We start from the raw sequence: 15316 nt of genomic DNA, 5'->3' as shown, positions 1-15316 counted from the left end.
CGCGACCGGGCGGTGGCGGGGTCAGCTCACCGGCGAGAGCGAGTCGGCGCCCACGGTCGGCTGTGCGGCGACCGTCACCTGCTCACCGACGGCCGCCCGCTTGCGGGCCCGGTGTGCCGCCACGTGCGAGCGGGTGGCACAGCGTTCCGAGCAGAACCGCCGGCAGCAGTTGGACGACGTGTCCAGGTAGACGTTGCCGCACCGCTCGTCGGCGCACACCCCGAACCGGGCACTGCCGTACTCGCAGAGCCAGACCGACAGCCCCCAGACCGCGCCGGCCAGGTATTCCGCGCTCACCGAGGCGCCCCGGCTGGTCACGTGCATGTGCCAGTCGCTGGAGTCGTGCCCAGAGATGCGCGGCTGCACCGGAAACGCCTCGAGCAGCGCGTTCAGCTCGGTCACCGCCTGCCCGTCGCGCCCCGAGGTGCCGTACTCGAAGACGTCGCGCAACCGTTTCTGGGCCCGCCGGAAGATCGCGACGTCCCGGTCCGCGACCTCGTCGCGCATCCAGGCGTTGTCGTCGGGGAAGAGGGCCCGCAGGTCGTCGAGGTCGTCCAGGCGGGCGTTGACCAGGTCAACGCCGGTCCGGGCGTACGCGTCGAAGTTCACGCCCCCAACGGTAGACGACTCACGGGGTGCGCGGCGCGTCGATGTAGTGCGGCAGGAAGCGCGCGTAGCCGTCGGTGATCAGACTTGCGCTCTCCCGCACACCCACGCCGGCCGACTCGCCGTCGACGATCCAGCTCCCCAGCACCACGTGGTTGCCGGCGAACTGCGGCAACGCCCGGAACTCCTGGTAGCACCAGCCCTCGTCGCCGTAGATCCCCGGGTTGGTGATCTCCTGCTCGGCGGTGACGATGCGTACCGAACCGCCCTCCCGGCCGAGCAGCGGCTTGGCCACGTACTCCGTCATGCCGCGCGGCGAGTCGAGGTACGCCGGGAGCAGGTACTCGTGGTCGGGGTAGAGCTCCCACAGGACGGCGAGCAGCGCCTTGTTGGACAGCAGCAGCTTCCAGGCCGGCTCGATCCAGGTGGTCGGGGTGCCCGGGGCCAGGGCCGCCGGCCCGTACGGCTCGGCCAGCATCCACTCCCACGGGTAGAGCTTGAAGCAGGTGGTCACCGGTCGGTCGGCGGCGTCGAGGAAGCGCCGGCCGTCCCAGCCGATCTTCTGGATGGGCTGCAACGCGATGTCCAGGCCGGCCTGTCGGGCGGTCTCGGCCAGGTAGCCGGCGGTCATGTGATCCTCGCCGGACTCCTCCTCGTTCGACCAGAGCACGTGCACCCGGGGGTCGTGCAGCCCGGCCGCGATCTTGGCCCAGGCGCCAACCAGCCGCTCGTGCAGGCTGTTCCACTGGTCCAGCTCCGGCCGGGTCTGCTCCAGCCAGTACCACTGGATGATGCTCGCCTCGACCAGGGCGGTCGGGGTGTCCGCGTTGTACTCCAGCATCTTCGGCGGCCAGGTGCCGTCGTACGCCAGGTCGAAGCGCCCGTAGAGGGTGGGTGGCGTCTCCCGCAGCGACCGGGCCACCGCCTCGGCCGCCCAGTCCGGGATGCCGAACTCGGCGTAGCGGCGCTGTGCCACCACGTGTTCGGCGGCGGCCACCGACATCCGGTGCAGCTCCTCGGTGGCCTCCTCCAGCCGCAGCACCTCGTCGAGGTCGAAGGCGTACGCGCCGGTCTCGTCCCAGTACGACATGATCTCGCCGTCGGGCAGCTCGGTGTCGACGTAGACGAGCCCCTGCTCCCGGATGGTGGTGTCCCAGTCGGGTCGGGGCGTGACCGTCTCGCGGCGCACCTCAGCCGCCGCAGGAGGCGAGGTGGGTGCCGAACCCGCCACGATCGGGCAGGGCGGCAGTGGTCGGCTCGGGGGCGGCACGGCCGGCGGCCGGGTCGGGGACCCGCATCGCCAGCGCGACAGTGTCGCCGCCGCCGACCGGCCCGAGGGCACAGTCGTCGTCATCGTCGTCGTCCGAGGTCATGTTGCAGCCGGAGAGGGCGAGCGCGAGAGCGGTGAGCGCGCCGAGCTGCACGGAGGCCGACCGTAGCCGGCGGCGGGGGCGTGGGTCCACGGCATCGTTGTAGCCGATCGGCGCCACCACCGCCGCCCCGCCCCCACCGAGAGGCGGTCCTCCCCGCCCCTCGGCGGGGCCCCTGGCAGGGGCGATACGCTCGGCTCATGCTCCGTTCCGTCATCCTCGCCGCCTCCCGGTCAACCCAGGTCGAGCGGCTCGTCGCGACCGCCCCGTACACCCGGGACGTCGTTCGCCGGTTCGTCGCCGGCGCCACCACCGACGACGCGTTGCGCGCGACCCGCGGGCTCGTCGACGACGGTCTCGCGGTCACCCTCGACCACCTCGGTGAGGACACCGTCACCCCCGAACAGGCCGTCGCCACCCGCGACGAATACCTGAAGTTGCTGAAGCTGCTCGGTGCCGCCGGGCTCACCCCGGCCGCCGAGGTGAGCGTGAAGCTCTCCGCCCTCGGCCAGATGTTCGACGAGCAGTTGGCGTACGACAACGCCCGGGCGATCTGCACGGCGGCCGACGCGGCGGGCGCCACTGTCACCCTGGACATGGAGGACCACACCACCACCGACTCGACGCTGGAGGTGCTGGGCAAGCTGCGCAAGGACTTCCCGTCGACAGGTGCGGTGCTCCAGGCGTACCTGCGCCGGACCGAGTCGGACTGCCGGGAGCTGTCCTCGGCCGGGTCGCGGGTGCGGCTGTGCAAGGGTGCGTACAAGGAGCCGGAGTCGGTGGCGTACCAGTCGGCTCGTGAGGTCGACAAGTCGTACGTGCGCTGCCTGAACATCCTGATGTCCGGCGACGGCTACCCGATGCTGGCCACCCACGACCCCCGGATGATCGCGATCGGCGAGGACCGGGCCCGCTGGTTCGACCGGGGGCCGGAGCGCTTCGAGTTCCAGATGCTCTACGGCATCCGCCCGGAGGAGCAGGCCCGCCTGGCCGCCGAGGGTTACACCGTGCGCACCTACGTCCCGTACGGCGACGAGTGGTACGGCTACCTGATGCGCCGGCTCGCCGAGCGCCCGGCCAACCTGGTCTTCTTCGGCCGTGCCCTGATCTCCAAGAAGTAACAGCTCCGGTTCGGCCGACGGGCCGGCGGTGATCTTCCGGGGTCACCGCTGGCCCGGGGGCGGCCTCGCCCCATCCACCGGGTGGTCGTACCCTTCGGCGGGTGACTGACGGGGTGCAGCAGCCAGCACCACGGCGGCTCTGGCCGCTGTGGACGGTGCTCGTGGTGGTCGTCCTGCTGCTGGGCTGCGGCCTGCCGGCGCTGCTCGTCGCCGGCGTGGTCCGGGAGAACGGCGCCCGGTCCACGATCAGTCGGGCCGGTGCCTCGACGGCTGACGACCCGGCCACCGCGCTGGCCCGAGGGTTGGCCGACCGGATGACCGCCCAGCTCGACCGGCAGTCAACGGCGCTGCTCGGCGGCGACCGCGCTGCTTTTCTCGCCATCGCCGACCCCGCCGCGCACGCCGATCTGCGCCGACGCTTCGCCGCGCTGCGCGAGCTCAAGGTGACCGTCTGGCGGGCCGAGCCGAGTGGCCTGCCCGCGCCGATCGTCGGCAAGCCGGGGGAGTGGCGGCTCCTGGTGCGCTTCCAGTACTGCTTCGTCGCACCGAACTGCCGACCCAGCCCGGTGCTGATCGGCACCCGCTGGCGGGAGTACGGCGACCAGCCCCGGTTGATCGCCCTGGAGGAGTCCAAGTCGGTGGAGACCGGCACCCGACCGTGGGAGGTCAGTGACCTGGTCGTGGCGATCGGCGCGCGGACCATCGTCGCCACCACACCTCCGCTGCGCGGCAAGCTGCCCGGGCTGCTGGCCCAGGCCGAGGCGGCCGCCAGGATCGCCGACGGGTACGTGGTCGCCGGGGCGTCGCCGCCGGACCGCTACCGGATCTTCTACGCCGGCCGCGCCGAGTGGAAGCGCTGGTACGGCGGTGACCGACCACAGTGGACCGGCGGTTACGCGGTGACCGTGGGCGGCGGCCACCACGAGGTGGTGCTCAACGCCGACGGGCTGCCCAGCAGCGGCACCGACGACCTGCTCCGGCACGAGCTGACCCACGCGGCCTCACTGCCGGAGCGCGGCTACCCGGGCAAGACCACCTGGTGGTTGGTGGAAGGGCTGGCCGAGTTCGCCGGCACCGGCGGCCAGGCGGTCGACAGGTACGAGGGGCTCGCCGAGGTGCGCAAACTGGTCAAGGCCAAATGGGACGGTCAGTTGTCCGGCGTCAACCCGGCCGACGACGCGTCCGCCGAGCAGGTCAGCGGCAGCTACGGCGTCGGCTACCTGGCCGTCCGGCACCTCGTCGACAGGTACGGGCCGCAGCGGTTGCTCACCTTCTTCAAGGCCGTGGTGCACGAGCGCAAGACCCTGGAGGTGGCCGCCGAGGAGGCGTTCGGCGAGCAGTGGTCGACGCTGCACGACGAGTGCGTCGCGTACGTGCGCGCCGCCGCCGCCTGACGGGTCCGCGGGTGGTGTGCCGGTCCGCCGTACCATCGATGGGTGCACCGCCCTCAGTCACCTCGGCCGGGCCGCACCATCCGGCCTCGCCTGCTCGTCGCCCTGACCGCCGTCGCCGTCCTGATCACCACCACCGCCGCGTCCTGTGGCGACGAAGACCCCGACCTGGCGCTCGCCTCGGCCGCCCGCAACCAGGTCAGCGAGGTGATCGACGCCCCGGCGACGGTGACCGCCCGGGCCGCCGCCACGCTCACCGCTCCCGCAGACGGCACGCTGGCCAGCCTGCGCGTCCAGCCCGGGCAGCGGGTCAGGCGTGGCCAGGTCCTCGCCGTGGTCGACTCGCCCTCGGCCCAGCAACGGCTGCGGCAGGCGAAGGAGGCGCTGACCGCCGCGAAGCGCGCCGGTCGGGGTGCCTCCACGGGTGACCTGACCAGCAGTCGACGCGGCACCGACAAGGCGGCCGACGAGGCGTTCGACGCCGCCCGCAAGGCCGCCGAGAAGATCGCCGACCCGCAGGTGCGGGACGCTCTGCGGACCCAGGTGACGTCCGCGCAGCGGCAGTACTCCGCCGCCGCGCGCAGCGCCGACCAGGCCGTCCGCGCGGTGCAGCGGGGAATCAACGGGCTGAGCTCCGCCGTCGGCGCGCTGTCCGCCGCGCAACGGCTCCAGGCCCAGCAGGCGTACGACCTGGCGAAGGCGACAGTCGACGCGCTGACCCTGCGCACCCCGATCGCCGGTGTCGTGCAGCCGGGTGGCACCCGGGCCGGCGGTGGCTCGACCGGCGGCCTCGCCGGGCTGTTGGAGCAGGCCGGTGGCGCCCAGGCGGCTGGCATCGACCCGTCCGTGCTGACGCCCGGCCAGGGCGGCCCGCCCGCCGGGGTGGACGACGCGGTCACGGTCGGCGCCCAGGTCACCGCCGGCACACCGGTGCTGACCGTGGTGGACATCGGGCAGTTGGGGCTGCTCGCCGAGGTGGACGAGACCGATGTGCTGCTGGTGCGGGCCGGCGTGACCGCCACCGTCGAGTTGGACGCCGTCAGCGGCGCCAGCTACGACGCGACGGTCCGCTCGGTGGACGTGCTGCCCACCAACTCCGCCCAGGGTGGGGTGAGCTACCGGGTGCGCCTCGCGCTGGGTGCCGGGAAGCTGGCCGAGGGCGAGCCGGCACCGAGCCCCCGGCCGGGCATGAACGCGATCGTGCACCTACGGGTACGCGAGGCCGCCGACGCGGTGACCGTACCCGCCTCGGCGGTGTTCTCCGCCGACGGCCGGGACGCGGTCTGGGTGGTCCGCGACGGCAGGGCCGACCGGGCGGCGGTCACCGTGGGCGTCCAGGGGTCGGATCTGGTGCAGATCCTCAACGGCGTGCAGCCCGGCGACCGGATCGTGGTGCGCGGCACCGACCAGGTGCGCGACGGCCAGGAGGTGCGGTGACCGGCACCCCGCCGGCGATCGAGGCGGTGGAGGTGTCCCGGACGTACCACCTCGACGGGGTGTCCGTCGAGGCGTTGCGCGGGGTGTCGCTGGTCGTGCAACCGGGGGACTACGTGGCACTGGTCGGCCCGTCCGGCTCGGGCAAGTCGACTCTCATGCACCTCCTCGGTGGGTTGGACCGGCCGACCGGTGGCCGGTTGGTGATCGGCGGACGGGACGTCAACACCCTCGCCCCGCCGGACATGGCCGCCCTGCGCAACGAGACGATCGGCTTCGTCTTCCAGGCGTTCCACCTGCTGCCGCGTACCTCGGCCGTGGAGAACGTGGCCCTGCCGCTGGTTTACCGGGGTGTGCCGGCGCGGCAGCGTCGGGCGCGGGCGGCGGCGATGCTCGGCCGCGTCGGCCTCGGGCACCGCCTGGACCACCGGCCCAACCAGATGTCCGGCGGTGAGCAGCAACGGGTGGCGATCGCCCGCGCGCTTGTCACCGAGCCGACGGTGCTGCTGGCCGACGAACCGACCGGCAACCTGGACAGCGTCACCGGCGCGGCGGTGTTGGAGCTGTTGGAGCAGTTGAACGCGGAGTCCGGGGTGGCGCTGGTGATGGTCACCCACGACCAGGAGGTGGCGGCCCGAGCTCAGCGCCGGATCACGATGCGCGACGGGGTGGTCGTCGCGGACAGCGACACCCCTCATGATCGACCGCCGTCCGTCGATCTCGGTCGACCTGCGACACTGGTCTCCGCTCCCAGCGCGGAGCCTCGGTCCGCGTCCGGAAGCGGCCCGGGGCACCCGTCCGGTGGCTCCGGTGGCGCCGCCGGAGCCACCGGGCGCCTTCCGCGCGACGCCGTTCCGCGCGACGCCGTTCCGCGCGACGCCGTTCCGGCCGAGGCCGTTCCGCGCGAGGCCGCCCCGGCCGAGGCCGTTCCGCGCGACGCCGTTCCGGCCGAGGCCGTTCCGCGCGACGCCGTTCCGCGCGACGCCGTTCCGCGCGACGCCGTTCCGCGCGACGCCGTTCCGCGCGACGCCGACCAGGGTCGGCCCGAGGTCGAGCGGCCGGGAGGCGCGGCGTGAGGGTCGCCGAGGCGTGGCGGGTCGCGCTGGACGCCCTGCGGGCCAACCGGCTGCGCAGCGCGCTGACCATGCTCGGGGTGATCATCGGGGTCGCCTCGGTGGTCCTGCTGGTGGCCATCGGCACCGGCACCAAACAGAAGGTCGAACAGCAGGTCGAGGGCCTCGGCTCCAACCTGTTGCTTGTCGTCCCCGGCCGGATCGAGGTGGGCAACGCGCCGGTGGTCTCACCGCTGACCCTCAAGGACGTCGACGCCGTCAGCCGGGTGGTCGGCGACCCCGACCTGGTGGCGGTCACCGTCGCCTCCGGAGCGACCGCGCGAGCCGGTGCCCGTTCCGACTTCACCACCGTCCAGGGGGTGCTGGAGACCACCCCGACGGTGTTCACGCGGTCGCTGGCCCGGGGCCGCTACCTCACCGGCACCGACGTGGACACCAGCCGACGGGTGGCGGTGCTCGGCGACTCGGTGGCCCGCACGCTCTTTCCCGACCGGGACCCGCTCGGCCAGCAGGTGACGCTGGCCGGGGTGCGGTTCCGGGTGATCGGCATCTTCGCGCCCCTCGGGCAGAGCCTCGGCGTCGACCGGGACGACGAGGTGCACGTGCCGGTGACCGCCGCGCAGCGGCTCTGGGGCACCCAGCGGGTGGACGGCATCGCCGTGAAGGCCCCGGACCGGGAACGGATCGACGAGCTGGGCGAGCGGATCGTCGCCGAGCTGAACCGCCGGCACCCGGACACCGAGTTCAGCGCGGTCACCCAGCAGCAGATCCTCGGCGTGCTCGGCGACATCCTCGGCATCCTCACCGGTGTGCTGGCGGCCATCGCCGGCATCTCCCTGCTCGTCGGCGGGGTCGGTGTCTCCAACATCATGCTGGTCAGCGTTCGGGAGAGAACCCGGGAGATCGGGCTGCGCAAGGCCGTCGGGGCCCGCCCGCGCGACATCGGCGTGCAGTTCCTGCTGGAGGCGGTGCTGCTCACCACCATCGGTGGGCTGGCCGGGATGGCGCTGGGTGTGGGCTCCGCCCTGCTGATCGACGCGCTGTCGCCGATCCCCGCAGCGATCACCTGGTGGTCGCTGGCGCTCGCCTTCGGCGTGTCCGCGGTGGTGGGCATCGTCTTCGGAGTCGTCCCCGCGCAGCGCGCCGGCCGACTCGACCCGGTGGTCGCGCTCCGCGCCGAGTGAGCGGCGTCGGGAGCAACCGGGCGCCGGTGCGGATCCGGACGGCGGGCGCGGGCCTGGCGATTTCGGGAGCGTGGATCGGGTGAACGGCGAGGAGAAACATGATCAGTTGTACGAAGGGATCGCGCCGGTCACAGCCGTCCCGCTACCGTACTGGTAACACGCGCGTCGCCGCCCGACCCGGAGCATCCGTCGGGTTGGCACGCGCCGGGCATGGGATGGGTTGGTGAGCCATGGCCGGGTCACAGTCCGACGGGCGGCTGTCGGAGGTCAGGTTCCTGACCGTCGCGGAGGTGGCGACGGTGATGCGGGTGTCGAAGATGACTGTCTATCGCCTGGTGCACAGCGGTGAGCTCACCGCCGTCCGGGTCGGCCGGTCGTTCCGGGTGCCCGAGCATGCGGTGCACGAATATCTCCGGGGCGCTTTCCAAGAGACCGCCTGAGCCACCGTTCCGCCCTCCCGGTGCCGCCCTAACCGGCATCGACGGGGGCGCGTTGGTCCGGCTGCGGCCCTGCGGCTACCCTGGAGCCCGACCGAGACCCCACCGGGGCGTCCTGCCGCCCAGACTGGTCCGGTCCGTTGTCCGCAAGCGGTCGCCGTCGCCACCTGCGTGGTGTCATCCGGTCCGCCCCGCACGTTGTATCGAAAGGCTGTCGTATGGGCTCGGTGGTCAAGAAGCGCCGTAAGCGCATGGCTAAGAAGAAGCACCGCAAGCTGCTGCGCAAGACCCGCGTCCAGCGTCGCCGTCTCGGCAAGTGATCGCCGCCGGGCGCTGAGCCCGGCGTCACCTGCCAAAACTGTCGACCCCCGGAGGCTCAGGTGATCAGGCCGTGGTCGTCCCGGCTCGGTCCTTCCTGCCGGGGTAGGTGCGTCAGATGACCCCCGGTGGCACCTCAGGTGCCCCGGGGGTCGTCCTCGTCACCGGAGTGAGTCGCTACCTGGGTGCCCACGTGGCGGCCCGACTGGCCGCCGACCCACGGATCGAACGGGTCATCGGGGTCGACGCACCGGACTCCGGCACCGAGTTCATCGACCTCCTGGACCGGGTCGAACGCATCCGCGTCGACACCGGTTCGCTCGGTGGCCTCCTCGCCGACCTGGACGTCGACGCCGTCGTGCACCTCGCCCTGGTCAGTTCCCCCGATCCGCAGCACGGCGGCCGGTCCGCGATGAAGGACCAGAACGTCATCGGCAGCATGCAGATGCTCGCCGCCTGCCAACGGGCACCCCGGCTGCGCAAGCTCGTGGTCCGTTCGTCGACCGCCGCGTACGGGGTGTCGTTCCGGGATCCGGCGGTCTTCACCGAGGAGACCGAGCCCCGCGAGGTGCCGCGTGGCGGTTTCGGCCGCGACATCCTCGACCTTGAGGGGTACGTCCGTGGGTTCCGGCGCCGCCGGTCCGACGTCACCGCGACGGTGCTGCGCTTCGCACCGTTCATCGGTTCGACCGCCGACACCACGTTGACCCGCTACTTCGCGCAGCCGTTCGTGCCGACCGTCTTCGGCCGCGACCCTCGTCTGCAGTTCCTGCACTTCGACGACGCGTTGGAGGTGCTGCACCGGTCGATCGTGGAGGACCACCCCGGCACCTACAACGTCGCCGGCCCGGGAGTGCTGTCGCTGTCCCAGGCGATCCGGCGGGCCGGCCGGGTCGCCGTGCCGGTGTTGGAGCCGAGTCTCTCCGGGGCCGCCGCGCTGGCCCGCACGATGGGTTTCGGCCGCTACGGCCTGGACCAGGTCGACCTCTTCGTGCACGGCCGGGTGGTCGACACCACCCGACTGGAGCAGGAGTACGACTTCACGCCCCGCTCCACCGCCGAGGCGTTCGAGGACTTCATTCGCGCCCACCACGGTGGGGTGGTGGTCACGCGGGGGCAGTTGGCCGCCGCCGAGCAACTCGTCCTGGACGGCATCCGGCAGATCCGTTCCGCGGTCCGGGAACGGTCATCGTGACCGGGCCGGCGGAGGGGCGCGACCCGCGGGGGGTCGGGCGTTTCGACGTACCGCAGCAGCCGCCCGTGGTGGACGTGGAGCCGGCGCGGCGTAACGGACATCGACCGGCTGCCCAGGTCGCGCCGACGCCGACGCCGACCGACGAGGTCGACACCGCGGCCACCGACGAGCCCGCGGTCGCGGTCGCGGGTGGCCGGGTCGACGCGCCGGGTGGTGGCACCGGGCCGGCGGTGCCGGACCGGCCGGGGGACCACTGGGACCGCAAGGTCGCGAACGGTCTGGCCTTTCTGCGCCGGCGGCTGTCCGGCGACTACGAGGTCGACGAGTTCGGGTTCGACCCGGAGCTGACCGACGCGGTCTTCCACCCCCTGCTGCGGCTGCTCTACCGGGACTGGTTCCGCACCGAGGTCAGCGGCCTCGAGCATGTGCCCGTCGACGGGCCGGCCCTGGTGGTCGGCAACCACTCGGGGACTGTGGCGCTGGACGCGTTGATCCTCTCGGCGGCGTTGCACGACAAGCACCCCGCGCACCGGTATCTTCGGCTGCTCGGCGCCGACCTGGTCTTCCGGATGCCGGTGGTGTCCGAGATCGCCCGCAAGACCGGCGGCACGGTGGCCTGCAACCCGGACGCCGAGCGGCTGCTCGGCGGCGGCGACCTGGTCGGGGTGTTCCCCGAGGGTTTCAAGGGCATCGGCAAGCTCTACGCCGACAGGTACAAGCTGCAACGGTTCGGGCGGGGCGGCTTCGTCTCGGCGGCACTGCGCACCGGCACCCCGATCGTGCCGGTCGCGATTGTCGGCGGCGAGGAGATCTACCCGATGCTCGCCGACATCAAGCCCCTGGCGCGGCTGCTCAAGCTGCCCTACTTCCCGGTCACGCCGACCTTCCCGTGGCTCGGGCCGCTGGGGATGGTGCCGCTGCCCAGCAAGTGGCTCATCGAGTTCTGTCCGCCGATCCCCACCACGCACCTGACCGACTCGGCGGACGACCCGCTGGTGGTCTTCAACCTCGCCGACCAGGTGCGGGAGACGATCCAGCAGACCGTGCACACGCTGTTGGAGCGACGGCCCGACCCGTTCGGCCCGTAACGCGTCTCAGCCGGCGCGGCGGCGGCGCTGTAGTGCCAGCCCGGCGGTGACCGCGCCGACGACCAGCCCGGCCGCCGCCGTGGACGGTACGGCGATCTTGACCGCCCGCCGGCCGGTGCGGAAGTCCCGTACCTCCCAGCCGTGCTGACGGGCCTGCCGCAGCAGGGTGCCGTCCGGGTTGACCGCCACGGCCCGGCCCACGGCGGAGAGCAGCGGCAGGTCGTTTGCCGAGTCGCTGTAGGCCGCGCAGCGGGCCAGGTCGAGCCCTTCCACCGCGGCGAGCTGGGTGACCGCCTCGGCCTTCGCCGGCCCGTGCATCAGCTCACCCACCAACCGCCCGGTGTACGCCCCGTCCACGACCTCGGCCACCGTGCCGATGGCACCGGTCAGGCCGAGTCGGGTGGCGATCACCCGGCCGATCTCCACCGGGGCGGCGCTGACCAGCCACACCCGCTGGCCGGCGGCCAGGTGCCGTTGGGCGAGTTGGTGGGTGCCGGCCCAGATCCGGGGAGCCATCATCTCGTCGAAGATCTCCTCCGCGAGGCGCTCCACGTCGTCGACCCGCCAGCCCTCGACGAAGGCCAGCGCGGCCTCCTTGGCCAGGGACATGTCACCGGCGTGCTCCCGGGCCAACAGCCGGAACCGGAGCTGCTGCCAGGCGAACCGGGCCAGGTCGGTCGTGGTGAAGTAGTTGCGGGAGGCGAGCCCACGGGCGAACCAGTAGATCGACGCGCCCTGCATCATCGTGTTGTCCACGTCGAAGAAGGCCGCGGCGGTCGGGTCCGGAGCGGGGGCGACGGCCGGGGCCAGGTCGGTCTCCGCCCAGCCCGCGGTGTGTCCCGCGGCGTCGGTGCTGACCGTCACCTTACGGCTGCGCGCCACGCGACTCCCTTCCTCACCGGTACGACGGATGCCTCCAGCGAGGGTAGCCGCCGCGCACCGTCGACCGGCCGAGCACAGCGTGAACTGCGGCGCGGCCGGTCGGAGGTGCGGTATAGGGGGCGTACCGTCAGCGAGCCCCGGGGCAGGTGTTCGGGTCGGGGCCGAGGGTGTCGCTGGCGGTCGGGACCGGCAGGCCGCAGGCGATCGCCGCGCGCAGCGCGTCCGAGCGTTCCCGGATGTTGTCCAGCAGGCGCAGGGACCGCTGGGTGCGTTCCCGGTCGAGGCGGCTGCTCCCGTCGAGCAGACCGCTCACCGCCCGACGTTGGCCGGTGACGAACGCGTTGAGCGTGTCCAGGCTGCCCGGCTCTGCCCGCTCGGCCGCGGCGGTGGTCAGCAGGCGGACACCCTGCCGGGTGTCGGCGTCCATGTCGTCGAGGACGGCGCTGTAGCCGATCCGGTCGCCGCGCAGCTCGGCGGCCTCGCCCAGTCTGGTCCGGGCGAAGTCCAGGAAGAGCTGACCGCGGCTGATGTCGGAGCTGGCCAGGGCGAGTTGCGCCCGTTCGGTCGAGCGCTTCATGCCGTACAGCGCGTCGCCGGGCACCGCGTTCTCGCTGGCGGTGGAGATGCCGGAGACGGCGATGGCGCCGGCGGCGATGCCGACCAGGATCGCGCCCCGGGCTCGGGCCCGCCGGGCGCTGACCGCCGGCAGCAGCCACCCACGGGCGGTCGTGGCCGGCTCGGTGGCCGCCGGTGTGGTGCCCAGCCCCTCCCGTTCGGCGGTGGCGAGCAACATCGCCCGCAGGCCGGTGCGGAAGTCCTGGTCCACCTCGACGCTCGGGGGGTCGGTGCTGAGTCGTTGGCCCACCGCGACGACGGGCGCGAGTTGCGCGTCCATCCGGGATCGCACGTGGTGTCGCCGAGCGCCGTTGGCCTCGTCGAGAAGCTGCGCGAAGCGCTCGGCGCGCCGGCGGGAGAAGAGGATGTCGTCCACCGCAGGCACCTCTCTCTCGCTGGTCACGGCCGGTCGGCCGCCGTCGTTGCCGACGACCGGGCGGCAGTGTGACACCACGGAGGTGAGGTGCCGCCGGCCTGCCGGTCGGACCTCGGTGACCCGGCCCTGCCGGGACAACCACCGGTCGCACCCGGAGAAACGCGGCGGACCTGGCACGGGTTACGGGCCGGGCGGAGCGGAAATTACAGAAAGTGATCGTCATCACCGGGCGGGACCGACTCTGAGCTGCACGGACGTCGATCGACGCCCATCGGTCCCGCCGCCGCGAACTACGGCTGGAAGCCGTCGGGCAGGAGCCGGGCCAGGGCACGAACGGCCCGGTACTGGAGGGCCTTGATGGCACCCTCGTTCTTGCCCATCGCACGGGCCGTCTCGGCGACCGAGAAGCCCTGGAGGAAGCGGAGCACGATGCACTCCTGCTGCTCCGGGTTGAGCTGTTTCACGGCGGTGAGCAGCGCGACGTTGGTGATGTGCTCCACCACGGCAGCCTCCGGGCTGCCCTCCGGGCCCCGGTCCTCCCGATCGGCGTCGAGCACGTCACCGGTGGTGACCTCCAGCCGGTACCGGCCCGACTTGAAGTGGTCCGCGACCAGGTTGCGGGCGATCGTCACCAGCCAGGCGCCCAGGTCGCGGCCCTGCCAGGTGAAGCTGCCGATCCGCTTGAGCGCGCGCAGGAAGGTGTCCGAGGTGAGGTCCTCGGCGAGTTGGCGGTTGCCGACCCGGAAGTAGATGAACCGGAACACGGTGTCCACGTACCGGTCGTAGATCAGACCGAACGCCTCGGACTCACCGGCCTGGGCGCGCTCGATCAGCGTCCAGACCTCGGTGGCCGGGTCGGACGGGTCCGGGCGGCTCGGAAAGCCGGTCGGGGTGGTGGCGGTGGTGGCCGGCACGGCCGGGATCACCGCCGTCTCGCCCGCCGCCGGGTCGGTGGTCACCGTCGGCGTCTCGCTGACCCGGCGACCCTGCGCGGGCATTGTCGGTCGGGCCGGAACGGCGACCCGGCCGCCGGTTGGTCGCGCGTTCCCGCCGGGCACCGCGGGCCGCGGCGGTGGCTCGTTGTGATGTGGCCGGCTGCGGATCCGTTGCGCCGCGCCGTCGCCGCGCGCAGCGGCGCCGGGTGGTTCGTCCATTGGGGGGCGGGCCGTCGGTCGCTCGTTGACGTGGGAGCGTGCCGGTTGACCGGTCAGGCCTGCCGGGCGTTCCGCGTAACCGAAAGTGGTCACCGGGTTGCCCCCGTCCCGTGGGTCGCCGGACGGGCCGGTCTGTGTCGTGTCGGGGCGGACCGACCGGGCAGCCGGTCGGGCAGGACGGTCGCGGGGCTTGCCGATGGGCGGCAAATCCCCTGGAGGTGCTGGTCCAATGCGCTAACAGGCACGGGGGCCTCCTCGGGCTGAGGGGTGTCGACTCACGGCAAATGGGGTGAGCCGACCCGAGTGATGATAGGGCCAACGTCACCCGCGCGTGGCAAGTCCGTTACACAAGGCGGAAGTATTTCCCGCTCCGTCGCACCACCGGCGGACCGGTTGTCCGTCGTGTGCGTTTGACTTTCCGTTGACCGGCTGTTCCTGGATGGATGCCCAGGTCGGGCCCCCTCGCCCGTTCGGTTGACCCTATCGCCTCGGGTGGCGCGCGGGCGTGGCTGAAACGCCCGCGGACGGCGCCGCGCATCCCATCGGCGGGACTTGATCGGCTCGTCAGTGGCACATCGGACCGTCCCGTACACGGGACGGTCCGATGTGCCACCGCACCCGGGTTCGCACCGTCGGTCGTGGCCGGTCGCCGCCCGCCGTGCCAGACTCGATCACCGTGCCGGCCGAGTCGGCGGTACCGGGTGTGCGGCACCCGCGAACCGGCGAGACTGTGCGGGCGTACGCGACGGCGGCGCCGGTGCGACAGGTGACGCTGCCGGTGATCGCCGACACCCTGACGGAGGTACCGATGTCCACTGACGCCCGGCTCGCCCTGATCACCCGACCCGGCTGCCACCTCTGCGACGACGCCAAGACGGCACTCGACCGGGTGGTGGCGGTCACCGGTGACAAGTGGGTCGAGTGGGACGTCACCGGCGACGAGGGTCTGGAGCGGGAGTACGGAGACCGGCTGCCGGTGGTGCTGCTCGACGGCAAGGAGCACGGCTACTGGCGGGTCGAGGAGGACCGGCTGCTGCGGGACCTGACCACGCCGCAGCTCTGAGCGGTGCCT

General features: G+C 72.7%; 15 protein-coding genes and 1 pseudogene. 10 read left to right on the top strand and 6 right to left on the bottom strand.

Annotated features, from left to right (window positions below):
• Nucleotides 1–21 precede the first annotated feature (21 nt).
• The 3 genes from AB0B14_RS30925 to AB0B14_RS30915 are packed head-to-tail and all read right to left on the bottom strand — an operon-like array spanning nucleotide 22 to nucleotide 2069.
• A complete protein-coding gene (locus tag AB0B14_RS30925) occupies nucleotides 22–609 on the bottom strand; it encodes a CGNR zinc finger domain-containing protein (RefSeq protein WP_357068303.1) in 588 nt (195 codons plus the stop codon).
• A 19-nt stretch (nucleotides 610–628) separates the two neighbouring features.
• Nucleotides 629–1795, bottom strand: a complete 1167-nt coding sequence (locus AB0B14_RS30920) for a glutathionylspermidine synthase family protein (RefSeq protein WP_357068305.1) — start codon at nucleotides 1793–1795, stop codon at nucleotides 629–631.
• Between the two features lies 1 nt (nucleotide 1796).
• The gene (locus AB0B14_RS30915) at nucleotides 1797–2069 is read right to left on the bottom strand and encodes a hypothetical protein (RefSeq protein WP_357068307.1); all 273 of its coding nucleotides are present in this window, start codon (nucleotides 2067–2069) and stop codon (nucleotides 1797–1799) included.
• A 107-nt stretch (nucleotides 2070–2176) separates the two neighbouring features.
• On the opposite strand from AB0B14_RS30915, the gene AB0B14_RS30910 reads away from it, so the two are divergent.
• The 9 genes and pseudogenes from AB0B14_RS30910 (at nucleotide 2177) to AB0B14_RS30870 (ending at nucleotide 11217) form a co-directional block, all read left to right on the top strand.
• On the top strand, nucleotides 2177–3097 hold the full coding sequence (locus AB0B14_RS30910; RefSeq protein ID WP_357068309.1) for a proline dehydrogenase family protein: 921 nt from the start codon (nucleotides 2177–2179) through the stop codon (nucleotides 3095–3097).
• Between the two features lie 101 nt (nucleotides 3098–3198).
• Entirely contained in the window at nucleotides 3199–4491 is a 1293-nt protein-coding gene (locus tag AB0B14_RS30905) for a hypothetical protein (protein ID WP_357525636.1), read from the top strand.
• 42 nt (nucleotides 4492–4533) lie between these two features.
• Nucleotides 4534–5925: an efflux RND transporter periplasmic adaptor subunit gene (locus tag AB0B14_RS30900; RefSeq protein ID WP_357068313.1), complete on the top strand. Its 1392-nt coding sequence runs from the start codon at nucleotides 4534–4536 to the stop codon at nucleotides 5923–5925.
• A pseudogene (locus AB0B14_RS30895) lies at nucleotides 5922–6758 on the top strand (ABC transporter ATP-binding protein); the annotation flags it as partial. The gene AB0B14_RS30900 and the pseudogene AB0B14_RS30895, both read left to right, overlap by 4 nt.
• A gap of 236 nt (nucleotides 6759–6994) precedes the next feature.
• On the top strand, nucleotides 6995–8179 hold the full coding sequence (locus AB0B14_RS30890) for an ABC transporter permease (RefSeq protein WP_357068317.1): 1185 nt from the start codon (nucleotides 6995–6997) through the stop codon (nucleotides 8177–8179).
• Nucleotides 8180–8409: 230 nt separating this feature from the next.
• Entirely contained in the window at nucleotides 8410–8619 is a 210-nt protein-coding gene (locus AB0B14_RS30885; protein WP_110563213.1) for a helix-turn-helix domain-containing protein, read from the top strand.
• Between the two features lie 215 nt (nucleotides 8620–8834).
• Entirely contained in the window at nucleotides 8835–8936 is a 102-nt protein-coding gene (locus tag AB0B14_RS30880) for an AURKAIP1/COX24 domain-containing protein (RefSeq protein WP_007465623.1), read from the top strand.
• 116 nt (nucleotides 8937–9052) lie between these two features.
• A complete protein-coding gene (locus tag AB0B14_RS30875) occupies nucleotides 9053–10129 on the top strand; it encodes an NAD-dependent epimerase/dehydratase family protein (RefSeq protein WP_357525634.1) in 1077 nt (358 codons plus the stop codon).
• Between the two features lie 230 nt (nucleotides 10130–10359).
• Nucleotides 10360–11217, top strand: a complete 858-nt coding sequence (locus AB0B14_RS30870) for a lysophospholipid acyltransferase family protein (RefSeq protein WP_357525678.1) — start codon at nucleotides 10360–10362, stop codon at nucleotides 11215–11217.
• A 6-nt stretch (nucleotides 11218–11223) separates the two neighbouring features.
• Here AB0B14_RS30870 and AB0B14_RS30865 read toward each other — a convergent pair whose 3' ends face one another.
• From AB0B14_RS30865 to AB0B14_RS30855, 3 genes are all read right to left on the bottom strand, one after another.
• Entirely contained in the window at nucleotides 11224–12099 is an 876-nt protein-coding gene (locus tag AB0B14_RS30865; protein WP_357068321.1) for an HAD-IB family hydrolase, read from the bottom strand.
• A 127-nt stretch (nucleotides 12100–12226) separates the two neighbouring features.
• A complete protein-coding gene (locus AB0B14_RS30860) occupies nucleotides 12227–13099 on the bottom strand; it encodes a DUF5667 domain-containing protein (protein WP_357525676.1) in 873 nt (290 codons plus the stop codon).
• Between the two features lie 281 nt (nucleotides 13100–13380).
• Nucleotides 13381–14337 (bottom strand): ECF subfamily RNA polymerase sigma factor, BldN family, encoded by a 957-nt coding sequence (locus AB0B14_RS30855; RefSeq protein ID WP_357068323.1) that lies wholly within the window; start codon nucleotides 14335–14337, stop codon nucleotides 13381–13383.
• A gap of 715 nt (nucleotides 14338–15052) precedes the next feature.
• Between AB0B14_RS30855 and AB0B14_RS30850 the strand changes: the two genes are divergently transcribed.
• A complete protein-coding gene (locus tag AB0B14_RS30850; protein WP_357068457.1) occupies nucleotides 15053–15307 on the top strand; it encodes a glutaredoxin family protein in 255 nt (84 codons plus the stop codon).
• Nucleotides 15308–15316 lie beyond the last annotated feature (9 nt).

Source organism: Micromonospora sp. NPDC049171, from assembly GCF_040648275.1.
Classification (GTDB): Bacteria; Actinomycetota; Actinomycetes; order Mycobacteriales; family Micromonosporaceae; genus Micromonospora.
This window is presented reverse-complemented; position numbering and strand designations above follow the sequence as displayed.